The sequence below is a fragment of the Gordonia sp. (in: high G+C Gram-positive bacteria) genome, assembly GCF_052106715.1.
GTDB lineage: Bacteria > Actinomycetota > Actinomycetes > Mycobacteriales > Mycobacteriaceae > Gordonia.
In genome coordinates this window covers 35,091-42,129 of record NZ_JBQEDL010000031.1, presented here as the reverse complement: position 1 = coordinate 42,129, position 7,039 = coordinate 35,091, and the positions used below count along the sequence as shown (strand labels likewise).

General features: G+C 68.2%; 7 protein-coding genes. 3 read left to right on the top strand and 4 right to left on the bottom strand.

Annotated elements, in window-relative coordinates; all coding sequences use genetic code 11:
* Window positions 1-142: 142 nt before the first annotated feature.
* The gene (locus ACTIMF_RS14895) at window positions 143-271 is read right to left on the bottom strand and encodes a hypothetical protein (RefSeq protein ID WP_442351076.1); all 129 of its coding nucleotides are present in this window, start codon (window positions 269-271) and stop codon (window positions 143-145) included.
* 281 nt (window positions 272-552) lie between these two features.
* On the opposite strand from ACTIMF_RS14895, the gene ACTIMF_RS14890 reads away from it, so the two are divergent.
* Together ACTIMF_RS14890 and ACTIMF_RS14885 are read left to right on the top strand one after the other, a co-directional pair.
* Entirely contained in the window at window positions 553-1,923 is a 1,371-nt protein-coding gene (locus tag ACTIMF_RS14890; protein ID WP_442351075.1) for an MFS transporter, read from the top strand.
* A complete protein-coding gene (locus ACTIMF_RS14885; protein WP_442351074.1) occupies window positions 1,920-3,056 on the top strand; it encodes a uroporphyrinogen-III synthase in 1,137 nt (378 codons plus the stop codon). The genes ACTIMF_RS14890 and ACTIMF_RS14885 overlap by 4 nt, the downstream gene beginning before the upstream one ends.
* On the opposite strand, the gene ACTIMF_RS14880 is transcribed toward ACTIMF_RS14885, so the two are convergent.
* From ACTIMF_RS14880 to nirB, 3 genes are read right to left on the bottom strand one after another with little or no spacing between them, the layout of a single operon-like run.
* Complete coding sequence (locus ACTIMF_RS14880; protein WP_442351073.1) at window positions 3,035-3,733, bottom strand: sirohydrochlorin chelatase; 699 nt, start codon at window positions 3,731-3,733, stop codon at window positions 3,035-3,037. The genes ACTIMF_RS14885 and ACTIMF_RS14880 overlap by 22 nt on opposite strands.
* On the bottom strand, window positions 3,730-4,146 hold the full coding sequence (gene nirD / locus ACTIMF_RS14875) for a nitrite reductase small subunit NirD (protein ID WP_442351072.1): 417 nt from the start codon (window positions 4,144-4,146) through the stop codon (window positions 3,730-3,732). Before nirD ends, ACTIMF_RS14880 begins: the two co-directional genes overlap by 4 nt.
* The gene (gene nirB, locus ACTIMF_RS14870; protein WP_442351071.1) at window positions 4,143-6,668 is read right to left on the bottom strand and encodes a nitrite reductase large subunit NirB; all 2,526 of its coding nucleotides are present in this window, start codon (window positions 6,666-6,668) and stop codon (window positions 4,143-4,145) included. Before nirB ends, nirD begins: the two co-directional genes overlap by 4 nt.
* Window positions 6,669-6,811: 143 nt before the next feature.
* On the opposite strand from nirB, the gene ACTIMF_RS14865 reads away from it, so the two are divergent.
* The gene (locus ACTIMF_RS14865) at window positions 6,812-7,033 is read left to right on the top strand and encodes a hypothetical protein (protein ID WP_442351070.1); all 222 of its coding nucleotides are present in this window, start codon (window positions 6,812-6,814) and stop codon (window positions 7,031-7,033) included.
* The last annotated feature ends 6 nt before the right edge of the window (window positions 7,034-7,039 follow it).

The following is a 7,039-nucleotide window of genomic DNA, read 5'->3' as shown; positions in this document are numbered from 1 at the left end:
CCCGGCGCCCCGGGGGGGGGTGGTGATTGGGGGTGCCGGGGTGTGGGTCCGGGGGGGCGGCGCGCGGTGGGCCCGCGGGGGGCCGCGGGCCGGGCCCCCCCCCCCGCCCCCCGCGCGGGGGGTTACGGACAGGGGCGGAGGATCAGCGCCAGATCCAGGTCCACCGACGGCTGCGACGGTCCCACTGACGGACGCGGCGACGGCGCTGCGGGGTCGAGTGGTGCTGCTGCTGGGTGCGGCCGGGCTGACGGTGGTTGTTCGGGGTTGCCATGCGGCTTCTCCTTCGTGACGGGAGATGCGGACTGCATCTCTTCTCGGTGGTGCGGCTCCGGGTTTCTCGGTGCCACACGGATCAAGGTAGGGACGATTCCTGGACGATCAGGAGGTGATCTCCTGGCGGTTTCCTGGACGTCCTCACACGCGGGTACGACACACTGCGAGGTGTTCATTACTTCGCGGTGACAGCTACCGCTCTCACGCGCAACACGCGATTCGTAGGTTCATCACATCAGCCGGCGGACGCGCCGTCGGCGTGAGGAGAGGTGGCACCTCGTGGGACGCAACCACACCATCGAACACTGGGACCCCGAAGACACGACGGCGTGGAAGGCGGGTGGAGCGGCCGTGGCTCGTCGTAACCTGATCTGGTCGGTGGCCGCCGAACACGTCGGGTTCTCGGTGTGGTCACTCTGGTCGGTGATGGTGCTCTTCATGCCGACCGACGTGTACGGCATCACGACCGGCGACAAGTTCTTGATCGGAGCCGTCGCGACACTTACCGGCGCATTGCTGCGGTTCCCGTACACGATGGCGACGAGCCGATTCGGCGGACGGAACTGGACAGTCTTCTCTGCCGTCGTTCTGCTGGTCCCGGTGTCGGCGACCATCGTGCTTCTCGCGAACCCGGGCCAACCGCTATGGATGTATCTCGTGTGTGCGGCGCTCACCGGACTCGGCGGCGGCAACTTCGCGTCGTCGATGACGAACATCAACGCGTTCTACCCGCAGCGACTCAAAGGGTGGGCGCTCGGACTCAACGCGGGCGGTGGCAACCTCGGGGTGCCTGCCGTTCAGTTACTCGGCCTCCTCGTTCTGGCGTGGGCCGGAGACACGGAGCCGTACTGGGTGTGCGCGTTCTATCTCGTCGCACTCGCGATCGCAGGCATCGGTTCCGCGGTGTACATGGACAACTTGAAGGGGCCGGGCGTGGACACGGCCGCCATGCGGGCAGCGACGCGCAATCGCCACACATGGATCATCTCACTCCTGTACATCGGTACGTTCGGCTCGTTCATCGGCTTCTCGTTCGCCTTCGCGCAGGTGCTGGCAATCAACTTTCGCGCGGACGGCCAGTCGGCCACCGACGCCGCGCTGCACGCCGCATCGATCGCGTTCATCGGGCCATTGCTCGGCTCGATCAGCCGTGTCTACGGAGGCAAGCTGGCCGACCGATTCGGCGGTAGTACCGTGACCCTCGCAGTGTTCGTCGGCATGATCGGTGCGGCGGCGATCCTCATAGCGGGCAATGGATCCCTGGCCGTGATGACGATTGCGTTCGTGCTGTTGTTCGTCCTGTCCGGCATGGGAAACGGCTCGGTGTACAAGATCATCCCGTCGGTGTTCGACGCCGCGTCGCGTTCACTTCCTCTTGACGCTGCGGGTCGGGTCGCGTACTCGCGGTCGATGTCCGGGGCGGTCATCGGAATCGCAGGCGGCCTCGGCGGGCTCGGCGGCGTCGGCATCAACCTGGTGCTGCGGCAGGCCTACCAGTCCGGCGACGGCGGCTCACCGGTGTGGGCGTTCAGCGTGTTCGCGGTCTTCTACGCGGTCGCCGCACTCGTCACCTGGCGAGCCTACGTCGCGGTGCCCGCGACCACGCCCGCGCCGGACGCAGTGCCCGTGTCTGGAACGATGAGTTCATGACCTCAGGCACCGATCGGGGAACCCCGCCCACATTGGCGGGGTTCTCCGTTGCGATCACCGCGGCACGACGCGCGGAAGAGTTCAGCGCGTTGCTCACCCGTCGCGGTGCTCGCGTGGTGTCGGCAGCCGCCATATCAATGGTCCCGCTGGCCGACGATCGCGGACTGTTGGAGGCGACGCGCAGTCTCATTCAATCGCCCCCGGACGTGGTCATCGCAACGACGGGCATCGGTTTCCGCGGCTGGATCGAAGCCGCCGACGAGTGGGGGATGGCCGACGACCTGCTTGCCGCACTCGGAGCCGGGCGCGTCATCTCACGCGGACCAAAGGCCACCGGTGCCTTGCGTGCCGCGGGTCTGCGCGAAGAGTGGTCGCCCGCATCGGAGTCGTCTGCCGAGGTGCTGGAGTACCTGACCGCCGACGACCTCGCCCGCAAGCGGGTCGCCGTGCAACTGCACGGCGCCACACACTCCTGGGACCCCAACCCAGGATTCCTCGACGGACTGACTGCGCGCGGCGGACTGGTGGTCGGTGTGCCGGTCTACCGATGGGAGGGGCCGAGCGATGCGGCCGCGTTCGACTCCCTCATCGACGACATCGTCCACGTCCGCGTCGACGCGGTCGCGTTCACCTCGGCTCCCGCCGTCGCGTCGACCCTGCTGCGTGCGAGCGAACTCGATGTACGTGATCGGCTGATCGCGGCGATGCGCGGACCGGTCACCGCCTACAGCGTCGGACCCGTTACTTCGGCGCCGCTCGATGCGGTCGGTGTTCCGAGCGTGGCACCCGACCGGATGCGGCTGGGCGCCCTCGCCCGGCTCATGGCCGAAGACCTGCCCGCCGGCGCCCCGGACATCGCGGTGGCCGGACACCGTCTCGGTGTCCACGCAGCTGCTGCCGTCGTCGACGGCGAGGTGCGCGACGTCTCGGCGACGGGCCTGGCCGTGTTGAAGGCGCTGGCTGCGACGCCGGGCGACGTGGTGTCCCGGCGTGACCTTCTCGAGTTGCTTCCCGCGGCAGGCGAAGACGCCCACGCGGTGGAAGTCGCCGTGGGCAGGTTACGTGCCGCACTTGGCGTCCGCGAGATCGTCGCCACGGTGGTCAAGCGTGGCTACCGGCTCGCGGTCGACTGAGTGGCACCGCAGGCAAGCAGACACGCGCGCTCCACGATCAGCGGGTGCAAGCCCAAGGGTGGGGCGACGACGTCGGCGCCCGAACTCTCGAGCCTCGTCTGAAAAAGACCGGGAGCCAGGAGGTGGGAGGCGACCGAGACCCGATGATGACTCCGTCTGATTCGGGCCACCGCCTCGCTCACCGACGGATACTGCGGGGCCCTCGCCGACGGCGCAGCGAAGGCGACCTCGACTGGCACGCCGAGCGTTCGACGTAGCGCCGTGGCCACCGACTCCACATCACGGTGCGACACCGGATCCGAGGAGCCGGCAGCGGCCAGGACGACGGGGTCGCCGCCGCGGTGTCCGGCCGCGACGAGACGGTCGGCGATCGCTGCGACAACCTCGTCTGACGGACCGAGGGGGTCGGTCGTATGAGTCGGTGGGAGCCCGCGGCGGCCGAGATGTTCGGGTATGTCTCGGCGCACGTGATACCCGCGCCCGAGAAATGCGGGGACCACGGTCACCGGAGTCGACCCCCGGCCCCAGAGCGCATCGGTCGGGTTAGGGCCGAGGACGTCCACGAACGAGACCGCGACATGCTCTCCGAGACGATCACGCATCGCGGCGGCGAGGTCGCCGATGAGCGCGACTCCGCGCGGGTTGCGGGTGCCGTGTGCGACCAGGAGGACGGTCACGACGCCGTGTCCACTGTGACCGGTTCCGGGCGACGACCGAACCCGACGAGCGGAGAATTCGCGACGAAGACGGTCCCGTCGATCCCGATGCGCGTCGCGAAGACCGGGACCCTGACGCCGTCCGCGTCGAGGCAACGTCCGTCGATCAGGCTGAAGGCCTGCTTCTTGAGCGGCGACTGGACAACGGGGAACCCGTTGCGGTCTCCGACGATGCCGCGGGACAAGACGGCGGCCCGACCGATCGGATCGATGTTGCCGACCGCGCGCAACGAGTCGTCGGCGAGGCGGAACAAAGCGACCTGGCCGTGGTCGGGGAGCAGCACGGCGACCCCGCGGAGCGGCTGAAGTCTGTCGTATGAGCACGCCGGGGTCCAATCGCGAGTCCACCGGTGCAGGTCGAAGTTGACGGTCATGCGTTGCTCCTCACGGTCGGCTCGCCGAGGAGCACGGGCACCTTGCGGCCATGACTCTCACCGAACGAGACCGTGGGGTCGGCCACATCCGGGGCGTTGACGAACGACGCGAACCGAGACAGCTTGTCCGGGTCGTCCAGGACTCCCTTCCACTCGCACTCGTACCCGTCGACGTGGCGAGCCATGTCTGCCTCGAAGTCGGCGGCGAGACCGAGGGCGTCGTCGATGATCACTGAGCGCAGGTGGTCCAGGCCGCCGTCGAGCGCCTCCAACCACGGCGCGGTCCGCTGCAGGCGGTCGGCGGTGCGGATGTAGTACATGAGGAAACGATCGATATAGGAGATCAGCGTCTGCGTGTCGAGGTCGCCGGCGAGGAGTTGGGCGTGCCTGGGAGTCATGCCGCCGTTGCCGCCGACGTACAGGTTCCAGCCGCTCTCGGTTGCGATGACGCCGACGTCCTTGCCGCGGGCCTCCGCGCATTCACGAGCACAGCCGGACACGCCCATCTTGAGCTTGTGCGGCGAACGGAGGCCCCGGTAGCGGAGCTCCAAGTCGATCGCCAACTGGACCGAATCCTGCTGCCCGTACCGGCACCAGTCCGATCCGGCGCAGCTCTTCACCGTGCGCAGCGACTTGCCGTACGCCTGACCGGACTCCATACCGCCGTCGACGAGTCGCCGCCAGATGTCGGGCAGCTGGTCGACGGTCGCACCGAACATGTCGATGCGCTGACCACCGGTGATCTTCGTGTACAGCCCGAAGTCCCGGGCGATCTCGCCGATGAGAATGAGCTGTTCGGCGGTGATGTCTCCGCCGGGCACACGCGGAACCACCGAGTAGGTGCCGTTGCGTTGGATATTCGCCAGGAAGTGGTCGTTCGAGTCCTGCAGCGAAGCCTGCTCGCCGTCGAGGATGTGGTCGCTGCTCGTCGACGCCAGGATGGAGGCGACGGTCGGCTTGCAGATGTCGCAACCAGTTCCGCTGCCGAACCGTTCGACGAGACCGGAGAACGTCCGAATGCCGCTGGCCCGAACGAGTTCGAAGAGCTCGGCACGCGAGACGTCGAAGTGTTCGCACAACGCCTTCGACTGTTCGACACCCGAGTCGGCGAGGATCTGCGACAGCAGCGGGACGCACGAACCGCACGACGTGCCGGCACCCGTGCACCTCTTAAGGGCCGCGACGTCGCAGGCGCCGCCGGCGATGGCGCTGCACAACGTCCCCTTCGAGACGTCATTGCACGAGCAGATCTGCGCGTCGTCGCCGAGCGCGCCGACGCCGAGCGCCGGGGCGTCACCGGTGACCGGGCTGATCAATGCGACCGGGTCGCCGGGGATCGACGAGCCGACGAGTGGTCGCAGGACGCCGTACGACGAGGCATCGCCGACGAGTACGCCGCCGAGCAGAGTCGACGCGTCGTCGGAGAGGACGAGCTTGGCGTACGTTCCGTTGATCGGATCGCTGACCACGACGTTCAACGCGCCGTCGGTGGTCCCGTGAGCGTCGCCGAAGCTCGCGACGTCCACGCCGAGGAGCTTCAACTTGGTGGACATGTCGGCGCCCGGGAAGTACGCGTCGCCACCGAGGAGTTGGTCGGCGACCACTTCGGCGCTGGCATAGCCGGGGCCGACGAGGCCGTAGCACCGGCCCTCGATGGCCGCGACTTCACCGATTGCGTACACGGCCGGATCGCTGGTGACACCCGTGAGGTCGGTAAGGACGCCACCGCGCTCGGCCGTCGCCAGCCCGGATTCGCGACCCAGTTCATCGCGCGGCCGCACGCCGGCCGCGAAGACCACGAGGGCCGCGTCGACTGTCGCCTCGTCGGAGAACGTGACCCGCACGTCGTCGCCGAGCGGCTCGATCGATCTGGTCCCGGTCTCTAGCGAGATGTCGATGCCGAGGGCCCCGATCATCCGTGCGAGGTGTTCGCCGCCCGCCGGGTCGATCTGCTGCGGCATCAGCCGCGGGTTCATCTCGATGACGTGTGGTCGCAGGCCGAGTTGGCGGAGTGCGTTCGCCGCCTCGAGGCCGAGGAGCCCGCCGCCGACGACGATGCCGATCGGCTGGTCGCCGGTGCTGCGTGCGATCGCCGCTTCGGCGTCGCCGCGGATCGCATCGAGATCGTCGAGTGTGCGGTAGACGTGGCAGTGGTCGACGTCGTGTCCCGGCACAGGCGGCACGAACGCGTACGAGCCGGTCGCAAGCACGAGGGCGTCGTAGTCGACCGTGGTGCCGTCGTCGAGGTGCACCGTCGTGGTGGCGCGGTCGATCGACGCTGCGCGACGCCCGGTCAGCACGCGCACTGCGCCGTCGTCGTCGTACGCGTTGCCTGCCAGCGCGAGCGTGCTGCGATCCCATCCGCCGACATACGAGGAGAGCCCCACGCGGTCGTACGCGCGATCGGCTTCCTCACCGATCACCACGATGTGCCACGACGCATCCTCATCGCGAGTGCGGAGTGCTTCGACGAAACGGTGCCCCACCATTCCGTGCCCGATGACTGCGACTGTTCTACTCATGTCGACGACGGTATGGATCCGGTGTTGCGGCAGATCGCGGGTCTCGTTGCTCGCGAGTCACCAGGTTCTCACCGTGTTACGGGGCGCGGTGTGCGGAGACCGTGGCGATGGCGTGAGTCGGGCGGGTATGGCTGGGTTCGGGGGTGCTGGTCTACGCAGGCGTCGTCGGAGACGCTGTGGCACACGTGTACGCCGCGCACCAGGTGGTCGTCTGCGACGACTCCGGTGCCGAGGTCTCGGTCGAGATGGACGGTGGACGGGTCGGACCCGCGCGCAGGGTGCTGAGCGTCTACCTGGACGGGAGTGTCGGCGTCGCATCTGAGCCGATTGTGGAGTGCCAAGATGTTCGGTCTGTCACCGACTGAGCTCGC